17 protein-coding genes are annotated in these 18,375 nt (G+C 71.1%); 4 read left to right on the top strand and 13 right to left on the bottom strand.

What is annotated here, in order from left to right; translation table 11 throughout:
• Nucleotide 1 precedes the first annotated feature (1 nt).
• Nucleotides 2–1,684 (top strand): DNA repair protein RecN, encoded by a 1,683-nt coding sequence (gene recN, locus ACE3QW_RS05160; protein ID WP_374250712.1) that lies wholly within the window; start codon nt 2–4, stop codon nt 1,682–1,684.
• A 19-nt stretch (nt 1,685–1,703) separates the two neighbouring features.
• Here recN and arfB read toward each other — a convergent pair whose 3' ends face one another.
• A complete protein-coding gene (gene arfB / locus ACE3QW_RS05155) occupies nt 1,704–2,126 on the bottom strand; it encodes an alternative ribosome rescue aminoacyl-tRNA hydrolase ArfB (RefSeq protein ID WP_024281271.1) in 423 nt (140 codons plus the stop codon).
• Nucleotides 2,127–2,181: 55 nt separating this feature from the next.
• Nucleotides 2,182–3,300, bottom strand: coding sequence for a GNAT family N-acetyltransferase (locus tag ACE3QW_RS05150; RefSeq protein WP_250167764.1), 1,119 nt, complete (start codon nt 3,298–3,300; stop codon nt 2,182–2,184).
• A gap of 327 nt (nt 3,301–3,627) precedes the next feature.
• Between ACE3QW_RS05150 and ACE3QW_RS05145 the strand changes: the two genes are divergently transcribed.
• The gene (locus ACE3QW_RS05145; protein ID WP_374250711.1) at nt 3,628–4,236 is read left to right on the top strand and encodes a hypothetical protein; all 609 of its coding nucleotides are present in this window, start codon (nt 3,628–3,630) and stop codon (nt 4,234–4,236) included.
• An 83-nt stretch (nt 4,237–4,319) separates the two neighbouring features.
• On the opposite strand, the gene ACE3QW_RS05140 is transcribed toward ACE3QW_RS05145, so the two are convergent.
• Nucleotides 4,320–5,852, bottom strand: coding sequence for a YifB family Mg chelatase-like AAA ATPase (locus tag ACE3QW_RS05140; RefSeq protein WP_024281268.1), 1,533 nt, complete (start codon nt 5,850–5,852; stop codon nt 4,320–4,322).
• Nucleotides 5,853–5,996: 144 nt separating this feature from the next.
• Here ACE3QW_RS05140 and ACE3QW_RS05135 point away from each other — a divergent pair, with 144 nt between their 5' ends.
• The gene (locus ACE3QW_RS05135) at nt 5,997–6,779 is read left to right on the top strand and encodes a class I SAM-dependent methyltransferase (RefSeq protein WP_374250710.1); all 783 of its coding nucleotides are present in this window, start codon (nt 5,997–5,999) and stop codon (nt 6,777–6,779) included.
• Nucleotides 6,780–6,785: 6 nt separating this feature from the next.
• Here ACE3QW_RS05135 and ACE3QW_RS05130 read toward each other — a convergent pair whose 3' ends face one another.
• From ACE3QW_RS05130 to ACE3QW_RS05085, 10 genes are all read right to left on the bottom strand, one after another.
• Nucleotides 6,786–7,097, bottom strand: a complete 312-nt coding sequence (locus ACE3QW_RS05130) for a polyhydroxyalkanoic acid system family protein (protein ID WP_374250708.1) — start codon at nt 7,095–7,097, stop codon at nt 6,786–6,788.
• 114 nt (nt 7,098–7,211) lie between these two features.
• Nucleotides 7,212–8,156, bottom strand: a complete 945-nt coding sequence (gene gshB / locus ACE3QW_RS05125; RefSeq protein WP_374250706.1) for a glutathione synthase — start codon at nt 8,154–8,156, stop codon at nt 7,212–7,214.
• A gap of 78 nt (nt 8,157–8,234) precedes the next feature.
• Nucleotides 8,235–8,636, bottom strand: a complete 402-nt coding sequence (locus tag ACE3QW_RS05120) for a YraN family protein (protein ID WP_029556471.1) — start codon at nt 8,634–8,636, stop codon at nt 8,235–8,237.
• Nucleotides 8,629–9,600 (bottom strand): 16S rRNA (cytidine(1402)-2'-O)-methyltransferase, encoded by a 972-nt coding sequence (rsmI, locus tag ACE3QW_RS05115; RefSeq protein ID WP_038192859.1) that lies wholly within the window; start codon nt 9,598–9,600, stop codon nt 8,629–8,631. The genes ACE3QW_RS05120 and rsmI overlap by 8 nt, the downstream gene beginning before the upstream one ends.
• 54 nt (nt 9,601–9,654) lie before the next feature.
• Nucleotides 9,655–11,955 (bottom strand): carbamoyltransferase HypF, encoded by a 2,301-nt coding sequence (gene hypF / locus ACE3QW_RS05110; RefSeq protein ID WP_374250705.1) that lies wholly within the window; start codon nt 11,953–11,955, stop codon nt 9,655–9,657.
• 6 nt (nt 11,956–11,961) lie between these two features.
• Nucleotides 11,962–13,419, bottom strand: a complete 1,458-nt coding sequence (locus ACE3QW_RS05105; protein ID WP_374250704.1) for a nickel-dependent hydrogenase large subunit — start codon at nt 13,417–13,419, stop codon at nt 11,962–11,964.
• Nucleotides 13,416–14,435 carry a HupU protein gene (locus ACE3QW_RS05100; RefSeq protein ID WP_374250703.1) on the bottom strand — a complete coding sequence of 340 codons (1,020 nt, stop codon included), beginning with the start codon at nt 14,433–14,435 and terminating at the stop codon, nt 13,416–13,418. Before ACE3QW_RS05100 ends, ACE3QW_RS05105 begins: the two co-directional genes overlap by 4 nt.
• Entirely contained in the window at nt 14,432–15,829 is a 1,398-nt protein-coding gene (locus ACE3QW_RS05095; protein WP_250167772.1) for a sensor histidine kinase, read from the bottom strand. The genes ACE3QW_RS05100 and ACE3QW_RS05095 overlap by 4 nt, the downstream gene beginning before the upstream one ends.
• A gap of 68 nt (nt 15,830–15,897) precedes the next feature.
• Nucleotides 15,898–16,848 carry a hypothetical protein gene (locus tag ACE3QW_RS05090; RefSeq protein ID WP_029556477.1) on the bottom strand — a complete coding sequence of 317 codons (951 nt, stop codon included), beginning with the start codon at nt 16,846–16,848 and terminating at the stop codon, nt 15,898–15,900.
• A 111-nt stretch (nt 16,849–16,959) separates the two neighbouring features.
• On the bottom strand, nt 16,960–17,601 hold the full coding sequence (locus ACE3QW_RS05085) for an alpha-ketoglutarate-dependent dioxygenase AlkB (RefSeq protein WP_374250701.1): 642 nt from the start codon (nt 17,599–17,601) through the stop codon (nt 16,960–16,962).
• Between the two features lie 203 nt (nt 17,602–17,804).
• Between ACE3QW_RS05085 and ACE3QW_RS05080 the strand changes: the two genes are divergently transcribed.
• Complete coding sequence (locus ACE3QW_RS05080; RefSeq protein WP_374250700.1) at nt 17,805–18,332, top strand: hypothetical protein; 528 nt, start codon at nt 17,805–17,807, stop codon at nt 18,330–18,332.
• The last annotated feature ends 43 nt before the right edge of the window (nt 18,333–18,375 follow it).

Below are 18,375 nucleotides of genomic sequence, written 5' to 3'. Positions count from 1 at the left end.
CATGCTGGCGACGCTCTCGATCCGGGACATCGTCCTTATCGAGAAGCTCGATCTCACCCTGTCGGAGGGCCTCACGGTCCTGACCGGTGAGACGGGTGCCGGCAAATCGATACTGCTCGATGCCGTGTCCCTCGCCCTTGGCGGGCGGGGCGACGGCGCCTTGGTGCGGCACGGCCAGCCCAAGGGGCAGGTGACGCTCACCTTCGATCTCTCCGCCGACCATCCAGCCCACGCCATCCTCGCCGCAGCCGAGCTGCCCGACGAGGGGCCGCTGGTGATTCGCCGCATCCAGATGGCCGACGGGCGCACCCGCGCCAGCGTCAACGAGGAGGCGGTGAGCGTGCAGACGCTGCGCCTCATCGGCGCGAGCCTCATCGAGCTGCACGGCCAGCATGACGACCGCGCCATGGTGGACGCCGCGAGCCACCGGCTCCTGCTCGATGCCTTCGGCGCCCTCACCGGCAAGGTCACAGCCGTGGGCGACCTGTGGCGCGCATGGCGCGCTGCGCTCGCCGAAGCGAAGGACGAACGGGAGCGGCTGGAAATCGCCGCCCGCGAGGCCGACTTCATTCGCCACGCGGTGGAAGAACTCTCCGCGCTGGGCCCGGAGCCGGGCGAGGAACTCGCCCTTTCCGAGCGGCGCACCGCCATGATGCGCTCGGAGAAGATCGCCGGTGATCTTGACGAGGCGCTGGATGCGGTCTCGGGCGGCAGTTCGCCCGTGCCTTCGCTGGCCGCCGCCGTGCGCCGGCTGGAGCGCCGGGCGGGCGACGCCCAGGCGCTGGTGCGTCCGGCCGTCGAGGCCATCGACCAGGCGCTTGATGCACTGGAGACGGCGCGCCAGCATCTGGAAGCCGCCCGCGCCGATGCCGACTTCGATCCGCGCGAGCTGGAGCGCATCGAGGAGCGGCTGTTCGCGCTCCGGGCGGCCGCCCGCAAGTATCATGTCAGCGCCGACGATCTGCCGGCCCTCGCCGCCCGCTATCAGTCCGATCTGGAGCGCCTCGACCGCAGCGCCGCGACGCTGGCGCGGCTGGAAGCGAGCGTGACCGAGGCTGAGGCCGCCTATCGGACCGCCGCCGAGGACCTTTCCCGCGCGCGCCACAGCGCCGCCGCCGTGCTCGACAAGGCGGTTGCGGCGGAGCTGCCGCCGCTCAAGCTGGAGCGGGCGAGCTTCATCACCCGCGTCACCACCGACCCCGCCGCGGCGGGACCGGGCGGACAGGACCAGGTGGAGTTCTGGGTGCGCACCAATCCCGGCACGCGACCCGGCGCGCTAATGAAGGTGGCCTCCGGCGGCGAACTGGCGCGCTTTCTCCTGGCGCTGAAGGTGGTGCTCGCGGATCGCGGCTCGGCCCCGACGCTGATCTTCGACGAGATCGACACCGGCGTGGGCGGCGCGGTGGCGGACGCCATCGGCCAGCGCCTCGGCCGTCTCGCCGAGCGGGTTCAGGTGCTGTGCGTGACCCACGCGCCGCAGGTGGCCGCCCGGGCGCGCAACCACCTCCTCATCGCCAAGGCGAGCGCCCTGGACGTGGTAGACCCGGATGCGCCGGTGACCACCCGCGTCAACGCCCTCACCGCCAGCACGCGGCGCGAGGAGATCGCCCGCATGCTCGCCGGCGCGACCGTGACGCAGGAGGCCCGGGCCGCCGCCGATCGCCTGCTGAAGGCGGCGCGCTAATCTCTTCCTTGACCGCCTCTCAGTCCGAATCCGGCTTCGATTGCCGCATGGATTTCACCTGACCCCGCCGGTCCTTGGCGGCAAGGCGCCGCTCCTTCGAGGCGAGGGTGGGGCGCGTGGGCCGTCGCACCGGCATGACCACGGTGGCGGCGCGGATCAGCTCCACCAGCCGCTCGATGGCATCTTCCCGGTTGCGTTCCTGGGTGCGGAAGCGCTGGGCCTGGATGACGATGACGCCATCCTGCGTCATGCGCCGGCCGGCGAGGCGGGCGAGGCGCATCTTCACGCCCTCCGGCAGGTTGGGCGAGCGCGCCGCATCGAAGCGCAGCTGAACCGCGCTCGATACCTTGTTGACGTTCTGCCCGCCCGGCCCGGACGCGCGCACGAAGGCGAGCTCGATCTCGTCCTCGGCGATGGCGATGCGGGGCGTGATCTCGATCATGGCGCCCTCTCCTGAGGGCGCAGCTTATGCACGGCCCGGCGCGGCCTGCCAACGCTCAGATGGCGTGGCGATTCGCGGTGGGCCCGAAATGCTCCACATAGCGTGGGCTGATGACCGAGACCGGCAGGATGATGAGCACATCCGTGGTGCCGAACTGGTGGTCCACCACGGCGCCGTCGCCGACGAAGCCGCCGAGCCGCAGATAGCCCTTGATGAGGGGCGGCAGCGCCTGCAGCGCCTTCTTCATGTCGATGTCGGCCTTGGCGATCCGGTTCATGGAGACGTGCCGTCCCTCGACGGCCCGCGCGCGCCACTCTTCCGGGGCCATGGCGTTGTGGTGCAGGAAGGACAGCGGCAGGTCGAGTTCGGCCGGGTCGGTGCCCTCGAGGCTGGCGCAGCCGAACATGGCGTCGATCTTGTTGCGCAGGATGTAGGTCCACACCCCGTGCCACAGCAGCTCGACGGTCCGCTTGTTGCGGTAGGGCTTGAGCACGCAGGAGCGGCCGAGTTCCAGGAAGCGCAGGGTCGGATGGGCGGCGATGACCCCGCCCACATCGAACTCGCCCTGGGTGTAGAAACCGCCGTGGCGGTTCGCCACCTCCTGCCGCAGCAGGCGATAGGTGCCCACCACCTTGGGCTTGCGCCGGCCGAGCACGATCTTCCCGGCGTCGTGGTCCAGCACGAGGATGTGGTCGCAGATGGTGTCGAAGCTGTCCATGTCGCGCCGGGCGAGGCGCGTGGTGGCGTCGGGGGTGGCCGACATCTCCTCGTAGAACACCTTGTAGCGCAGGCGCTGGGCGCGGCGCACGTCGCGCGCGGTGCGGGCGAGCCGCACTTCCAGCGCGCCGAGCCGGCCGAGGACGATGCTTTCCGGCGCGGTCGGCACGGCGTCGCGGTGGCGCAGGCCGGAATAGGCGCGGAAATCCGTCACCAGCTTCTGCGGCGCCGGCATGGCAGGGCGCGCACCGGGTGCGGCGTGCTGCGGCCGCAGGAAAGGGAAGGCACCGGGCTCGGTCCCGAACATGGGCGCGGCGCCCTCGCGACCGAAATCCTTCTTCAGGTCCTTGGCGAAATCGCGGGCGAAATCCCGCGCCGCGTCGCGGGCGACGTCGAAGCCGCGGCCGAACAGGGCTGGCAGGTTGAAGCCGGGATCCGGCTGTCCCATTCTTTTCATCGCAACGAGCCCCACTCCGGGCCGCCGCCGACGGCGGGCGTGCCTCACCCAACGCTTGGTATCGCTCCTCCGCCCGTGCGCCGTCCAGAGCGTAACTGCCCGGCCGACGCGCCGCACTGGCTGCGAGGAGCGACCTGGAAGTTGCCCCGCTTCAGGCGGGTGCCCAGGACTTGAACGCCAGCATCACCATAGTTTTCCGACGCGATTGTGACAATGGGTGGACCCGCCGCGCCAGCGCCTCGCGATCCCGCCTTGCCGCTACGGCGCCTCAGGTGATAGCGGCAGGCTCCCGGCGCGTCCGCGCCTGTGATTCGTTGGGGGGACGACATGATTTCCACGCGCATGCACCTTTCGGCCGCGCTCCTTGCCGGCCTCGCTCTTGTGGCGCCGGTGGGCGCTCAGGCGCAGCAGCGTCCGATGCCGGTCGAGGTGACCCAGGTGTTCGTGCAGGGCATCGGGCAGGTGAACGTGCTCGCCTACAAGGCCAAGTTCGTGTCGGCTGATCCCGCTACCCGTCGTGTGGTGCTGGAAGATCCCGCCGGCCGCCGCTGGGCGGTGATCGCGCCCCCGCTGCTGGGCGACCTCTCGCTCTACCGGGTGGGCGAGAACCTGCTCATCCGCGTGGCGCCGGGCGTCGTCACCGCGCTCGGCAAGGCGCACCAGGGCAAGCCGGGCGAAGTGATGGCGGAGGTCGTCATCACGGACGGCCTGCCGGGCTGGCCGGAGGGCTTCGGCATCCGCGAGGTTACGCTGACCTCCATCTTCGTGGGCCTCGACCCGGCCGCCGGCACCGTGACCTTCGAGGGGCCGGACGGCAACGTCCGCGTGGTGCGCGCCGCCAACGACAAGGTGCTCGCCGACGTGCAGAAGGTGCAGCCGGGCGACCTCGCCCAGATCACCTATATCGAGGGCCTCGCCGTCAACGCCATGCGCTGAGGCGGCGGTCGTTCCGCTCCCGTCCGGCACCGCTGTGGTGCCGGACAATTTCTGCGCGGCAGCCGGTCTACGCCGCCGCCACTCTAGGCCGCCGCCCTTGGCCGTTCCGCTGCGGCGCGATAGGCGAGGGCTTCCGCCAGATGGCGGCGGCCGACCCCGTCCGCGCCATCGAGATCGGCGAGGGTGCGCGCCACCTTCAGAACCCGGTGATAGCCGCGGGCGCTGAGCCGCATGGCGTCGGCGGCATCGCGAAGCAGGATCGCTCCGGCCGAATCGGGCGTCGCAACCGCCTCCAGCAAGGGTCCGGAAGCCTCGGCATTGGTGCGCACATCGGGTCGGCCGAGGGCGGCATAGCGCTCCAGCTGGATCTCCCGCGCCATGGCGACGCGGGCCGCAATCTCCCGCGAGCCTTCGGCCGGGGCCGGCAGCACGAGGTCCGAGGCCGAGACCGACGGCACCTCGAGATGGAGATCGATGCGGTCGAGGAAGGGTCCGGAGAGCCGCGCCTGATATTCGTCGGCACAGCGTGGCCCGCGCTTGCAGGTGAAGCCGGGCTCCCCGGCGCGGCCGCAGCGGCAGGGGTTCATGGCGGCGATGAGCTGGAAGCGCGCGGGATAGGTGACGCGATGGTTGGCGCGGGCGATCAGGACCTCGCCCGATTCCAGCGGCTGGCGCAGGGAATCGAGCACCTGCGGCGTGAATTCCGGCAGTTCGTCGAGGAACAGAACGCCATTGTGGGCGAGCGAGACCTCGCCCGGCTTCGCCTTGGCGCCGCCGCCGACCATGGCCGCCATGCTGGCCGAATGGTGCGGGGCGCGGAACGGGCGGCGGTCCATCAGCGCGCCGTCCTCGATGGTGCCGGCCACCGAGGCGATCATGGAGACATCCAGCATCTCGGCCGGCGACAGCGGCGGCAGGATGGACGGCAGGCGCTGCGCCAGCATGGATTTGCCGGCACCCGGCGGTCCGACGAACAGGAGATTGTGGCCGCCGGCCGCGGCCACCTCCAGCGCCCGCTTGGCGGTCTCCTGGCCCTTCACGTCGCGGAGGTCGAGCATGGTGTCTCCCGGCGGTTTCATCCGTGGCTCGGGCCGGCCCATCACCTGGCGTCCGGTCATGTGGTTGGCGAGCTGGATGAGGGACTGCGGGGCGAGGATGTCCATGTCGGGGCTGGCCCAGGCGGCCTCGGCACCGCACGGGGCGGGGCAGATGAGGCCGTGCCCGCGCGCATTGGCGCCGATGGCTGCCGGAAGCACGCCGGCCACGGCCGCGATGGCGCCGTCCAGGGCCAATTCGCCCACGACCGTGAAGCCGGCGAGGGCATCGCCGGGGATGGCACCGATGGCGGCCATCAGCCCCAGCGCGATGGGCAGATCGTAATGGGAGCCTTCCTTGGGCAGGTCGGCAGGGGCGAGGTTTACCGTGATGCGCCGCGCCGGAAGGGCAAGCCCTGACGCGATGAGCGCTGCGCGCACCCGCTCCTTGGCCTCGGTCACCGCCTTGTCGGGCAGGCCGACGATGGTGAAGGCCGGCAGGCCGGCCGCCACATGCACCTGAACATCCACCGGGCGCGCCTCGACGCCCTCGAACGCGACTGTCGCCACCCGCTGGATCACAGCCGCCCCCTGCCTGCTGCCCGTCTGCATCTCAAGGTAGCGGAGGGCGGGCCCGCTCGCAAGAACGAAAGAGGAACAATCGTGCTTGCGTCAAACGCCGCCCCGGCTATGCTGGAGGTAGCAAGAGGATCGGGGAGATCAGCCATGGCCGCCGAAGGTGCAGGCGTGCGCAGTCACGAGGCCCATGTGGTCGAGATGTTCGGCCCGCAGGCCGCCGCCTATGTGGCGAGCGCCGTGCATGCGCGGGGCGCTGATCTCGATGCGCTCAAGGCCCTCGTGGAAGAGGCGCGGCCCGCCCGGTTGCTCGATCTCGGCTGCGGCGGCGGGCATGTGAGCTTCACCGCCGCGCCGTTCGCGGGCGAGGTGGTGGCCTACGATCTGTCCGAGGACATGCTGGGCGCCGTCGCGGCGGAGGCGAAGGCCCGGGGCCTCGCCAACATCGTCACGAAACAGGGCGTCGCCGAGCGCCTGCCCTTCGCCGATGGCACCTTCGACATGGTCGCCTCGCGTTACAGCGCGCACCACTGGCGGAATGTGCCGCAGGCCCTTGCCGAGGTGCGGCGAGTGGTGAAGGCGGGCGGGCAGGTGGTCATGATGGACGTGATCGCGCCCGAATGGCCGGTGGCCGACACCTTCCTGCAGACGGTGGAATTGCTGCGAGATCCCTCTCACGGACGGGACTACAGTGCCTCTGAATGGACCCGCCTCGCCGAGGAGGCGGGGTTCAGGGTGGTGCGCACGGCGCACCGGCGCCTCAGGCTGGAGTTCGCCTCCTGGGTGGCGCGCATCCGCACGCCGGAGCTGCATGTCGCCGCCATCCGCTCGCTGATGGCGGGCGCCAGCGCGGACGTGGCGACCCACTTTGAGTTCGAGGCGGACGGCTCCTTCTCCATCGACACGCTGACGCTGGAGCTGGAGACGGCCTGAACGGGCCTACTTTTTCTCCAGCATCAGGCGGCCCTGCTTCTGGATAAGATCCTTCGCCTTGCGGGCGACGAGATCCAGCATGAAGGGCAGCTCCATGGAGAGGTGCACCGCGTCGTCCGCCACCTGAAGCTTGCCGCTCGCCGTCTGCCCCAGCGCGGCGATGCGGAAGTCCAGCTGCTCTCCGGTCCAGGTTTCCTCCAGGATGGAGATGTGGCGCGAGAAGCGGTCGCGCACGCCGGTCAGCCCCGCCTGGAGGCGCCGCGTCGCTTCGGCCTTGCCGAGGCGGTGGGGGATGGAGGCGGTGAAGGGCTGTCCCATGGTCGGTCCTGTGATGTCCGGCGGTGCGTCCTGACGGATAACGCCCGTAGCCGCACGGCAGTTCGCGCGGCGGGCCGAGGGCGCCGCCGCGTTGATCTCGATTAGACGGTGGCCTCAGGCGGCGCGGCGGGCCTCGATGCGGTCCCAGATCTGCGCCGCGATGTCCGGCCCGCCCAGACGCTTGATGGCGCGCAGGCCGGTGGGGGAGGTCACGTTGATCTCGGTGAGGTTGCCGTCGATCACGTCGATGCCGACGAAGATGAGCCCCTTCTCGCGCAGCGAGGGGCCGATGCGGGCGCAGATTTCCAACTCGCGGTCGGTGAGGTCGGTGGGCCGCGCCGCGCCGCCACGCACCATGTTGGAGCGCAAGTCGCCCTCGCTCGGCACCCGGTTCACCGCGCCCGCCGCCTCGCCATCCACCAGGATGATGCGCTTGTCGCCGTGCTTCACCGCCGGCAGGAAGCGCTGGATCACCCATGGCTCGCGGAAGGTGGCGGAGAAGAGGTCATAGAGCGAGCCGAAATTGAGGTCGTCTGCCGTCAGGCGGAACACGGCGGCGCCGCCGTTGCCGTAGAGCGGCTTCATCACCACGTCGCCGAACTCGGCGCGGAAGGCCTTGATCTCGGCGAGGTCGCGGGAGATCAGGGTCGGCGGCATCAGGTCCGGAAATTCGGTGACGAAGATCTTTTCCGGCGCGTTGCGCACATGGCTGGGGTCGTTCACCACCAAAGTCTTCGGGTGGATGCGCTCCAGCAGATGGGTCGCCGTCACATAGGCCATGTCGAAGGGCGGGTCCTGGCGCATCAGCACCACGTCCATCTCGGTGAGGGGAATGCGCTCGCGCGCGCCGAGGGTGAAGTGGGCGCCGGCCTCATCCTTCACGGTCAGCGGCTCCACGGCCGCGAACACTTGGCCGTCACGCATGGCCATGCGGTCGGGCGTGTAGTGGAACAGCGCATGGCCCCGCCGCTGCGCCTCCAGAAGGAGGGCGAAAGTGGAATCCCCTTGAACATTGATGCTCGCAATGTGGTCCATCTGGACCGCGACCTTCAGGGCCATGGCAATCTCCCGCTGGCCCGATTGGGCCTCGCTGTCTCGGCTTTATCTATAGGCGGGCGGCGCGCGCCGCCACTCGGCTCAGAACTCCATTTCAAAAGCACCGGGCAGGTGCTCGGCCTCGCCCGTGCGGGCGAGGAGCACCGCGTCGAAGCGCATGTTCAGCATTGAAAGCTCCGGGTGCTCGGCGAGGTAGGCCTCGGCCGCCGCCGCAATGCGTCGGCGCTGGCGCGGCTGGAGGGAGAAGGCGGCATCATCGAGCCGCGCCCGCAGCTTCACCTCGCAGAAGACGAGGAGGTCGCCCTGCCGGGCGATGAGGTCGATCTCGCCCGCCTTGGTGCGCACCCGCCGGGCGAGCACGTGGAAACCGTGGGCGCCGAGCAGGGTCGCGGCGCGTTCCTCCCCCGCGAGCCCGCGAGCGTGGGCGGCGCGGCGGCGCAGCTTGCCCGCGTCGGGCGGAGGGCTGGCCGGCGTCTCAGGCATCCGCGTCGGCGTCCCCGGGCTTTTCGTCCCCACGCGCCTGCGCGAGCGCGAGGGCGCGGGCGTAGACCTCGCGCTTCGGCCGGCCGGTGGCGCCGGCGACGACCGCGACGGCATCCTTCAGCGACGTATCCTTGAGGGCGCGCAGGAGCGCCGCGTCCACGTCCGCATCGCCGGCCACCTCTTCCAGGGGCGGGCCGATGACGAGGACGATCTCGCCCTTGGGGTCGTCGGCGTCCGCATAGTGGGCGGCGAGGGCGGGCAGATCGGCGCGCCGCACCTCCTCGAACGCCTTGGTCAGCTCGCGGCAGACGGCGGCACGGCGCGGGCCGAGCACGTCGGCAAGGTCGGCGAGGCTCTCGGCGAGGCGGGGGCCGGTCTCATAGAAAACGAGGGTGCCCGGCACGGCGGCGAGGGCGGAGATGCGATTGCGGCGCTGGCCGGCCTTGGGCGGCAGGAAGCCGTCGAACAGGAAGCAGTCGGTGGGCAGGCCCGCCGCCACCAGCGCGGCCAGCAGCGCCGAGGCGCCGGGCACGGGATGCACGGGGAAGCCCAGCTCCGCCGCTTCCACGACCAGCTTGAAGCCGGGGTCCGACACCAGCGGCGTTCCCGCGTCCGAGATCAGCGCCACACGCTCGCCGGCGGCGAGGCGGGCCAGCAGCTTCGGCCGGGCGCTGGCGCCGTTGTGGTCGTGATAGGCCATGAGGTGGGTCTGGATGCCGTAGCGGTCCAGCAGCCGGCGGGAGATGCGGGTGTCCTCGCAGGCGATCACGTCAGCCGCCGCCAGGGTTTCCAGCGCGCGCACCGTCACGTCGGCGAGGTTGCCGATGGGCGTCGCGACCACGTGCAGGCCCGGCGCAAGGCCGGGGGCGGGCAGGGTGGAGCCGGCGAGGAGGAAGGTTTTCACGACACCTGCTGCGCGGCCTTCGGGGCGGCTGTGCGGGTGCGGACGATGGGGCGTGGTCATGACCCCACCATAGTCCCGCCCGCGCCGGACGGGAACGGCTCCGCCCGCATGGCATCACGCCATATGTCGCGCCGCAGCGACCACCGCCTGCCCAAAGGCGAGGCCGCCGTCATTGGCCGGCACTTCGGCGGGGATGAGAGGGGTGAGGCCGCGCGCGCGGAGCCGCGCGGCGGTCGCCTCCAGCAGCCGGGCATTCTGGAACACGCCGCCGGAGAGGGCGACGGCATGGGTACCGGCCTCGTCTGCCGCCTGTGCCGCGACGGAGACGAAGGCCTCGGCAAGCCCGGCATGGAAGGCGGCGGCCATCTCCGGGAGCGGCCGGGCGGCGGCAAGGTCGGCGCGGAGGGCACGCCAGAGCGGGGCGGGATCGATCCCGATGAGGTTGCCCTGCGGGGAGATGGCGAACGGGTAGGGCGCGGCCTCCCCCGCCGCGACGGCCTCCAGCGCCATGGCCGCCTCGCCCTCGTGGGAGAGCCGGTCGGGCGCGAGGCCGAGGAGGGCGGCCACGGCATCGAACAGGCGGCCGGCGGAAGAGGCGAGGGGGGCGTTGAGGCCTTTGTCCATCATCGCCCGCAGGGTGGGCACCGGCTTGCCGGCGAACAGCGCGGCGAGGCGGGCGTCGCCATCCACGGCGGCGCGGCCGAGCGCGCGATCCAGATGGGCGAGCAGCGCCCGCCACGGCTCGCGGCTCGCGGCATCTCCGCCGGCGAGCGGGATGGGGGAGAGGCGGGCGATGCGCCGGCTCTCGCGATAGTCGCAGACCAGCACCTCGGCGCCCCACACGGTGCCGTCGTCGCCCAGCCCCAGCCCGTCGAGGGCGATGCCCACCACCTTGCCGTCCGTGCGCCGCCAGCCGGTCTCGGCCATGGCGGCGGCGATGTGGGCATGGTGATGCTGCACGCTTTCCAGCTTGAGCCCGCACGCCTCGGCGAGGGCGGCGGCGAGGCGGCTGGCGCGATAATCCGGGTGGAGGTCGGCGGCGATCACCTGCGGCACATGGGCGAAGAGGGCGGAATAGTCGGCCAAAGCGGTCTCGAAGGCGTCGCCCGTGGCCGGCTCGTCGAGGTCGCCGAGATGGTGGGAGAGGAGGGCGCGGGCGCCGTGGGTGAGGCAGAGCGCGCTTTTCAGTTCGCCGCCCATGGCGAGCACCGGCGGCGCCCCCTCGAAATCCTCCGGCAGCGCCAGGGGAAGCGGCGCAAGGCCCCGCCCCCGCCGCATCACGCGCAGTCCGCCGGCGGCGAAGCGCGCCACGCTGTCATCCAGCCGGCGGGCGATGGGACGGTCGTGCATCAGGAAGCCGTCCACGATGCCGGCAAGGCCGGTTCGGGCCTCGTCGTCGCGGAAGATCTGTGGCTCGCTGGAGCGGTTGCCGGAGGTCATCACCAGCGGGCGGCCGGTCGCCGCGATCAGCAGATGATGCTGCGGCGTATAGGGCAGCATCAGGCCGAGATGGCTCTGGCCCGGCGCGAGGCCGGCGGCGAGGGCCGCATCCGGCCGGAGCGGCAGCAGCAGGATGGGCGCGGAGGGGGCGAGCAGTGCCGCCTCTTCCTTTGGTGAGATGACGCAGAGGCGGTGCGCGGCGGGAAGGTCCGCCATCACCGCCAGCGGCTTGGTGGGGCGATGCTTGCGGTCGCGGAGGGTGGCGACGGCCGCGGCGTCGGTGGCGTCGCAGGCGATGTGGAAGCCGCCGATGCCCTTCACCGCGAGGATATGGCCTGACCGCAGCAGTTCGGCCGCATCGATGATGGGATCGGCGGAGGCGATCTCCGTCCCCTCCCGCTCCAGCCACAGGCGCGGGCCGCAGGCGGGGCAGGCGATGGGTTGGGCGTGGAAGCGCCGGTCGGCGGGGTTTTCGTATTCCGCGCGGCAGGCCGGGCACATGGGAAAGTCGGCCATGGTGGTCGCCGGCCGGTCATAGGGCAGGCCGGCGACGATGGAGAAGCGCGGGCCGCAATCCGTGCAATTGGTGAAGGCGTAGCGATGCCGCCGGGCCTTGGGATCGGCGATCTCGGCACGGCAGGCCGGGCAGGTCGCCACATCAGGCACCACGCCGATGGAGACCGTGCCGGCCCCGCTTTCCACGATGCGGAATCCCGGGTCCGGCACGGCGGCCGGGCGGCGCTCCACCCGCTCGATGCGCGCCAGCGGCGGGGCCTCGGCCACCAGAGCCGCGGCGAAGGCTTCGAGAGCCGTGCGCGGGCCGCCCGCATGGATCAGCACCCGGCCTCCGGTGTTGGAGACGGTGCCGTCGAGGCCGAGGCGCAGGGCGAGGCGATAGACGAAGGGCCGGAAGCCCACGCCCTGCACGATACCGGAAATCTCGATGGTTTCGCCCGCGATGGCCGCCCCGTCCATGGTCGTTCAATGCACCGTGCAGACCATGCAGGGATCGAACGAGCGCACGATGTGCTGCACGGCAAGCGGCGTCGTCTCGCCCTGCCGCACCGGCGCGCCGACGAGGGCGGTCTCCAGCGGTCCCGGCTGGCCGGCGGCGTCGCGGGGGGAGAAGTTCCAGGTGGTGGGGGCGATGATCTGATAGCGGGCGATGCGGCCGCGCTCCACCACCATCCAGTGGCCGAGCGCGCCGCGCGCCGCCTCGGTGAGGCCGAAACTGCGGCCGGTCTGCGGCAGAGCGCCCTGCGCGCACCAGGGCTCGCCGGGCCTCAAGGCCCTCACCCAGCCTTCCATGGCGATCAGCGTGCGCGCGGTCTCCACCAGCCGCCCGACAACGCGCGAGCGCACATTGGCGCCCTCCTTCGCCGCGAGGTCGCGGGCGAGAGGCTGGCCGGCGATGACCTGCCGGGCGAACGCGCCGGTCTCAAAGGGAAGGCCGGCGAGGCGGGGCGCCTTGCACCAGGTGTAGCCGGTTTCGTCCACGCCATCGGGAAAGGTCGAGCCCTCGAACGGGTGATGGGGCGCCTCCCGCCCCTCCATGCGGGCGAAGGAATGATCCTCGGAAATGGCCGAGGTGTCGACCGAGCCGAGGCGACCGCCTGCGAAGGTGCCGGCCGCATAGAGCCGGCCCTCCTCCTGCGGATAGGCTCCGTAGGAGAGGAAGCGATCGTCGGCCCGGCCCAGCGCGGCGAGGCCGAGGTCTTCGGCGATGGTGAGGAACAGGCGAAAATCACCGTCCGGTCCCGTGCGGCGCCACGCGTCCAGCTTTTCCGCGTCGGCCAGCGCTGCGACGCGCTCCAGCGGCGCGCCGAAGAGGCGGGCCTCAAGGTCCGCGCGGACGGAACCGAGGGTGGCCAGCAGCCGCATCTTGTCGCGCGCGTCCGCCCCCTTGGCGACGCCGCCGGGCTGGAGCGCCAGGGTATGCGGCCAGCGGCCGGCGAGCAGGCCCATGACGTGGAGCAGCGTCGTGCGGGTGGCGAGGGCATCGCGCACGCTCAGCCCGTGCGCCGCCTTGAACCGGCGCTCGGCCTGCGCGAACCACGGCCGGTCGGCATAGGCCGCGCGGGCGAAGTCCGGCATGAAGAAGACGTGGAAATGGGTGAGGTGGTCGGCCAGATTCTCGGTGGCGAGGATGAGGTTGGTGGCGACGCGCCCGTTGTCGGTGGGCACCACGCCCTCCAGCCCCGCCAGCGCCAGCGCCGCCGCATGGGATTGCGACACCGAGCAGATGCCGCAGATGCGCGGCGCGATCACGAGGGCGTCGCGCGGATCGCGCCCCTCCAGGATGCGCTCGAAGCCCCGGAACAAGGGCGAGGAGACGAAAGCCTGCTTCACGGCGCCGTCCGCCACGTCCAGGCGCACCTCCAGGTCGCCCTCCACGCGGTTGAAGGGGCCGACCACCAGCCGTTTCGTGCCCTCGGTCATCGCTTTTTGATGTCCCGGACGGCGGGCGGGGTGACAACGTGGTCGCTCACCGCATTGCGGCGCAGGCGTTCCGGCGTCGCCGCCTTGGCGAGGGACGACAGGGCGATGAACCAGGCCTTGGGCATGTCGGTGGGCAGTCCCACCGGGATGCCGCCGATCTTCGGCGTCTCGATGAAGGCGTGGCCCGGCTCCTCGAACTCGGGCGCGGTGCAGTTGATGCAGGCGTGGCCGCCGCGGGTGCAGGAGCCTTCGCCGTTCCACAAGCGGGTGTTGCAGTCCGCATGGGCCTGGGTGCCGAGGCAGCCGAGGTGCTCCATCATGCAGCCGAGGTCGCTCATCTTCTCGGCGCTGGCCTTGTACTCGTAATATTCGTTGCGCGGGCAGCCGTGGTGGACGAGGTGGTCGGCGTAGAAGCGCGGGCGTCCGTAGCTGTCGAGGTCTCCGCCGTGCAGCAGGCCGGCGGAGAGGAGCATCAGCGTTTCCGTCACCCAGTTGGGATGGGTCGGACAGCCGGCGACATTGATGACCGGCAGGCCAGCACGGGCGCGGAAATCGGCGCCCAATGCGCCACCCGGCCGGCGCCCGTCATATTGCAGGCCGCAGGCATCGGCGGGATTGACGCCCGCCGCTGTCACCCCGCCATAGGCCGCGCAGGTGCCCACCGCCACCACGTGCTCCGCCACCGCCGCGAGCCGGCGCACCCAGTCGATGGTCGCCGTGTCGGTGCCGGCCAGCGTATGGAAGCGCCCGGTGCCGTTCGGCCCGCGCAGCAGCGCGCCCTCGATGCACAGGGCATCGAGCCGGATATCGCCGGACAGAACCGCCTCGAACAGGGCGATGGCCTCGTCGCCCGTCTCCTCAGAGAGGGTGGGATGCCACAGGAAGCGGATGTTGGCGGAGGCCAAGGTCGCGGCAAGGTCCGGCGCCTCGGCGCACAGCAGCGACATGGTGCAGCCGCCGCAGCCGCCCGATTGCAGCCAGAGCACGGTGAAGGGCGCGTTCAAGTCCCGCATCATGGTGCCGCCGGCAGCACGAGGGAGAGGATGGCGCCGCCGTCCGGATGGTTCGCGGCTTCGAGCCGTCCCTCGTGCTCCTCGGCGATGCGATAGCAGATGGAGAGGCCGAGGCCGGTGCCCTTGCCCACGGCCTTGGTGGTGAAGAAGGGGTCGAAGATGCGGTCCATGAGCGCGTCGGGAATGCCCGGCCCGGTGTCGCGCACCCGCACCGCCACCTGCAGCCCGTCCGGGGTCTGGAAGCGGGTGCCGGTGATCTCCAGGCGGCGGTCGGGGCGGCCTTCCATGGCGTCCACGGCGTTCTGCACGAGGTTCATCATCACCTGATGGATATGGCCGGGATGGCCCACCGCCTCCAGCCCCTCGGGCACAGCAACCGTGATGGGCAGGTCCGGCATCTGGGATTTCGCCACCCAGTCCACCGCCGAGCGGACCACGCCGGCGAGGTCGAATACCTCCCGCGCCTCGCGCCGGTCGGAGGAGAAGCGGCGCAGGTCCGCCACGATGTCGCGCACCCGCTCGGCGCCCTCCAGCATACCGGAGAGGGTGGCGGGAATGTCGGACAGCGCCCGGTCGATGCGCAATTCGCCCCGCGCCTTGGCGAGGGTCGCGGCATCGGCCCCCGCATGCACCTGATCGAGATAGGCGATCAGCCGCTCGGCGTAGCGCTTCATCGCATGGGCATTGCCGTAGACGAAGGAGATGGGATTGTTCAGTTCATGGGCGACGCCGGCCACGAGGCGGCCGAGGGAGGCCATCTTCTCCGCATGGACCAGCTGCTGCTGGGTGCGCTTCAGGTGCTCATGGGCCTTGGCGAGGGCGCCATAGGCGGCGCGCAGCTCGCCGATGGGGCGCCCCACCAGCACGATGCCCACCGCCCGTCCGCGCGGATCGAACCTCAGCGCGCCGTTGACCGCGATGGCGAGCGGCCCGTCGGGCGTCGCCAGTGTAAATTCCCGGTCGGCGATGCGCTGGCGGCGGGCGACGGTGGCGAGCACGTCGGCCGCCGTGGTTTCGGAGGAGGGGTCCAGCAGATCGGACAGGGAACGGCCGAGGAGGGCGTCGGCCCTGAGGCCGAAGGCGCGCTCGGCGGCGAGATTCACCTGCTCCACCCGGCCGGAGAGGTCGCACGCCACCAGCACATCGGTCATGGAGCCGAGGAGGCCGGCGATGAAGCCTTGGGCTTCTTCCAGCGCGGTGTTCTTGGCCTCCAGCTCCACCTGCTGGCGGACCAGCTCCGCATAGGTCTCGTCCATCTTGCGGATGACGGCGATCCACGCCTCGTCCGCATCGATGGCGCCGAAGTCCGTCCCCGCCCCCGGCAGGGAAAGCGCGCCGGCGAGCGGACTGTCGGGCAGCGGTTCCCTCGGCGCATCCTTGCGCCCCGACATGGGCATGAGCGGTCCTCGGCGGAGGAAGTGACCGCGAAGGGTAATCCCGCGGGTGGTACCGGCGCAATGCGCGCCTAGCGGGACTCCACGCCGTCCCGCAGCGCGCGCAGGCGGTCATAGACGTCGGGGAAGGCGTCGAGCTTGGTCACGCCCACCATGCGAATGTAGGCGGTGGGTCCGAAGCGGATCCACTGCACCACCTTGATGGGCACGCCGGTGCGGGCATCGGCGCCGGTGGCCATCACCTCGAAGCCGGCCTGTCCGTTGATGCGCTGGGGCTCGGCCCTGTCGAGCTTCAAGTCCTTCACGCCGGGAATGGTGGAGAGGGCGCGCAGGGCAAACTGGCGGCGCTCGTCGTCGCGCGGCGCGCCGCCGGCGATGGAGACGACGAACACCGGCTGGTCGGGGCCGTCGAGGGCATCCTTCGGTCCGTCGGTGAGCAGCAGCGTCGTGCCGCCCAGCGCCCGCACGGGGCGGAAGCCGGCGAGGTTGGTGACGGCGAAGGGCAGGGAGGTTGCCTGATCGGCGACGCTGCGGAATGTGATGGTGGACAGCGCCTGGCGCACCACCTTGTCGGGATAGCTGGACGCGCCCGCCTCGGGCACCTGCACGGTGACGATGCCCGTGCCCTTGTCGCTGCCCACCAGCAGCACCCATTTGCGCACGGTCACCGGTCCGGCCGTCTGGCGGCCGATGAACAGGACCGCCTTCGCGTCCTTGAGCGGGAAGTCCTCGCGGTCTTCCAGGATCACGCCCCGCGTGTTCAGGGCCTGTGCGCTGAAGCCCGGCAGGAGCTGGTCATAGGCATCGGCCGGCATGTCCACCACCAGGATGGAGGACTTCGTCGCGTCGTCCTCGAAGCCGGCGAACTGGTTGCTCTCCACCATGCCCGGCGGGGGCACGAGGCCAAGGGCCGAGCCGCGCGGATACATCACCTCCGTCGCACTGGCGGGGGCGGCCAGCGATAAGGCGAAGAGGACGGCGAAGGCGGCGGAGAGGAAGGCGGACGTGAAGGCGAGGCGCATCGAGGGCTCCGGCGGAACCCGGCCAAAGCGGGCCTTCGCCTGCGGGCCGGTCTGCCTGTGTCCGGCGGCAATCCGGCTTTTCTGTGAATGACGTGGCGGAAAAGTGGCCGATCACGCGGCGGTGACGCGTCGCAGCGTGAGATTGAATCGCCCGCCCTCCTCGACCAGCCGGGAGGTGCCGGGCAGCAGGCGGTCGATGCCATGGAAGGCGAGGCGGCTCGGCCCGGACAGCAGGAAGACGTCGCCCGATGAGAGATGGATGGAGCGCGTCGGCCCCCGCCGCGTTTCGCCGCCCACACGGAAGACGGCGGTATCGCCCAGCGACACCGACAGCACCGGCGCGGTGAAGTCGGCCTCGTCGCGGTCCTGGTGCAGGCTCATGCGGGCGTCCGGCGCGTAATAATTAATGAGGCACGCCTCGGGCGGCGCCGATCCGCCGGCGAGGCGCTCCCACAGCTCCATCAGTCGCGGCGGCATGGCCGGCCAGGGGCGGCGCGTGTCCGGGTGGAAGCTCTGGTAGCGGTAGCCGGCGGCATCCGACACCCAGCCGAGCGGCCCGCAATTGCTCATGCGCACAGAGAAGGGTTGGCCCGAACGCGGCATTGTGGGCGTGAAGAGGGGCGCTTCATCCAGCACCGCGCGGATGTCGGCGAGGAGCAGGGCCTGCGCCTCCCGGTCCAGCGCCTCGCGGAACCAGAGGGCACCGGGCTGGAGTTCGAGGGGAGCCGGCGCTGCCGCCGCAGATCCCGTCATCGTCCGGACGCCGTGATCTTTGCGCACGTGATCTTGGCAGATTGAAGAAGAGGCGGCAGCGGCATGGTGGCTTTCCCTTGTCCTGACGCCGGTTTTAACAAGGTAGTAACTATATATTTCATCTCAGGTTTCGGCCATATGCCGACAGAATCCCCGCGGACGATGCCTTCCCGGTGCTGGGGTCGGGAAGAGGAGTTGTCGTCATGCGCAATCATCTCCTGTCGAATGGTCTTTTTTCGCGAGGCCGGGCGCGTCCGGTGATGCTGTCCGGTCTGGTCGCTGTCGCCTTCCTCCCGCTGGTGGTCGCCGGGGGCGTCTCCCCCGCCGCCGCCCAGACCACGGTGGCGGTGCCCGGCGGCTATGTGACCTTCACGCCGGTGCAGCGGCGCTACATCGAGACCTATGTGGTCCGCCACCCGGTTCCGCCGGCGGATATCCCCGGCGGCTTCGTCGCCGAGGTGGGTGCGGTGGTGCCGCCCGACGTGGACCTGCGCCGCTTCGGCGCCGCCCCGGAGCCCTATGGCCGCTATGGGCAGGCGGTGGCGCAGGAGGACTATGGCCAGCCGGGCGACGGCGCGGACTTCGACGCCGACGAGGGCTACCAGACGCTGGACGAGGCCGGATACGCGCCGGGCGCCGGCCTCTCCCAATACCGCTACGTCACCCTGCCCGGCAATGAGGCGGCGGTGGTGGAGCCGCGCTCGCGGCGGATCATCCTGATCGTGGAGTAGGTCTCGCCCTGCGTGGCGGCGGCGCCGTGCCTCGGGCATAGTG

The organism is Xanthobacter sp., from assembly GCF_041911315.1.
GTDB lineage: Bacteria > Pseudomonadota > Alphaproteobacteria > Rhizobiales > Xanthobacteraceae > Xanthobacter > Xanthobacter aminoxidans.
Note: the sequence above shows the minus strand (reverse complement) of the source record. Positions and strands in the feature narration are given on the sequence as shown.

Coding starts and splice junctions, on each gene's coding strand:
- recN (WP_374250712.1), top strand. CDS start 2: ATGCTGGCGACGCTCTCGATCCGGGACATCGTCCTTATCGAGAAGCTC.
- arfB (WP_024281271.1), bottom strand. CDS start 2,126: ATGATCGAGATCACGCCCCGCATCGCCATCGCCGAGGACGAGATCGAG.
- ACE3QW_RS05150 (WP_250167764.1), bottom strand. CDS start 3,300: ATGAAAAGAATGGGACAGCCGGATCCCGGCTTCAACCTGCCAGCCCTG.
- ACE3QW_RS05145 (WP_374250711.1), top strand. CDS start 3,628: ATGATTTCCACGCGCATGCACCTTTCGGCCGCGCTCCTTGCCGGCCTC.
- ACE3QW_RS05135 (WP_374250710.1), top strand. CDS start 5,997: ATGGCCGCCGAAGGTGCAGGCGTGCGCAGTCACGAGGCCCATGTGGTC.
- ACE3QW_RS05130 (WP_374250708.1), bottom strand. CDS start 7,097: ATGGGACAGCCCTTCACCGCCTCCATCCCCCACCGCCTCGGCAAGGCC.
- gshB (WP_374250706.1), bottom strand. CDS start 8,156: ATGGCCCTGAAGGTCGCGGTCCAGATGGACCACATTGCGAGCATCAAT.
- ACE3QW_RS05120 (WP_029556471.1), bottom strand. CDS start 8,636: ATGCCTGAGACGCCGGCCAGCCCTCCGCCCGACGCGGGCAAGCTGCGC.
- rsmI (WP_038192859.1), bottom strand. CDS start 9,600: ATGACCACGCCCCATCGTCCGCACCCGCACAGCCGCCCCGAAGGCCGC.
- hypF (WP_374250705.1), bottom strand. CDS start 11,955: ATGGACGGGGCGGCCATCGCGGGCGAAACCATCGAGATTTCCGGTATC.
- ACE3QW_RS05105 (WP_374250704.1), bottom strand. CDS start 13,419: ATGACCGAGGGCACGAAACGGCTGGTGGTCGGCCCCTTCAACCGCGTG.
- ACE3QW_RS05100 (WP_374250703.1), bottom strand. CDS start 14,435: ATGATGCGGGACTTGAACGCGCCCTTCACCGTGCTCTGGCTGCAATCG.
- ACE3QW_RS05095 (WP_250167772.1), bottom strand. CDS start 15,829: ATGCCCATGTCGGGGCGCAAGGATGCGCCGAGGGAACCGCTGCCCGAC.
- ACE3QW_RS05090 (WP_029556477.1), bottom strand. CDS start 16,848: ATGCGCCTCGCCTTCACGTCCGCCTTCCTCTCCGCCGCCTTCGCCGTC.
- ACE3QW_RS05085 (WP_374250701.1), bottom strand. CDS start 17,601: ATGACGGGATCTGCGGCGGCAGCGCCGGCTCCCCTCGAACTCCAGCCC.
- ACE3QW_RS05080 (WP_374250700.1), top strand. CDS start 17,805: ATGCGCAATCATCTCCTGTCGAATGGTCTTTTTTCGCGAGGCCGGGCG.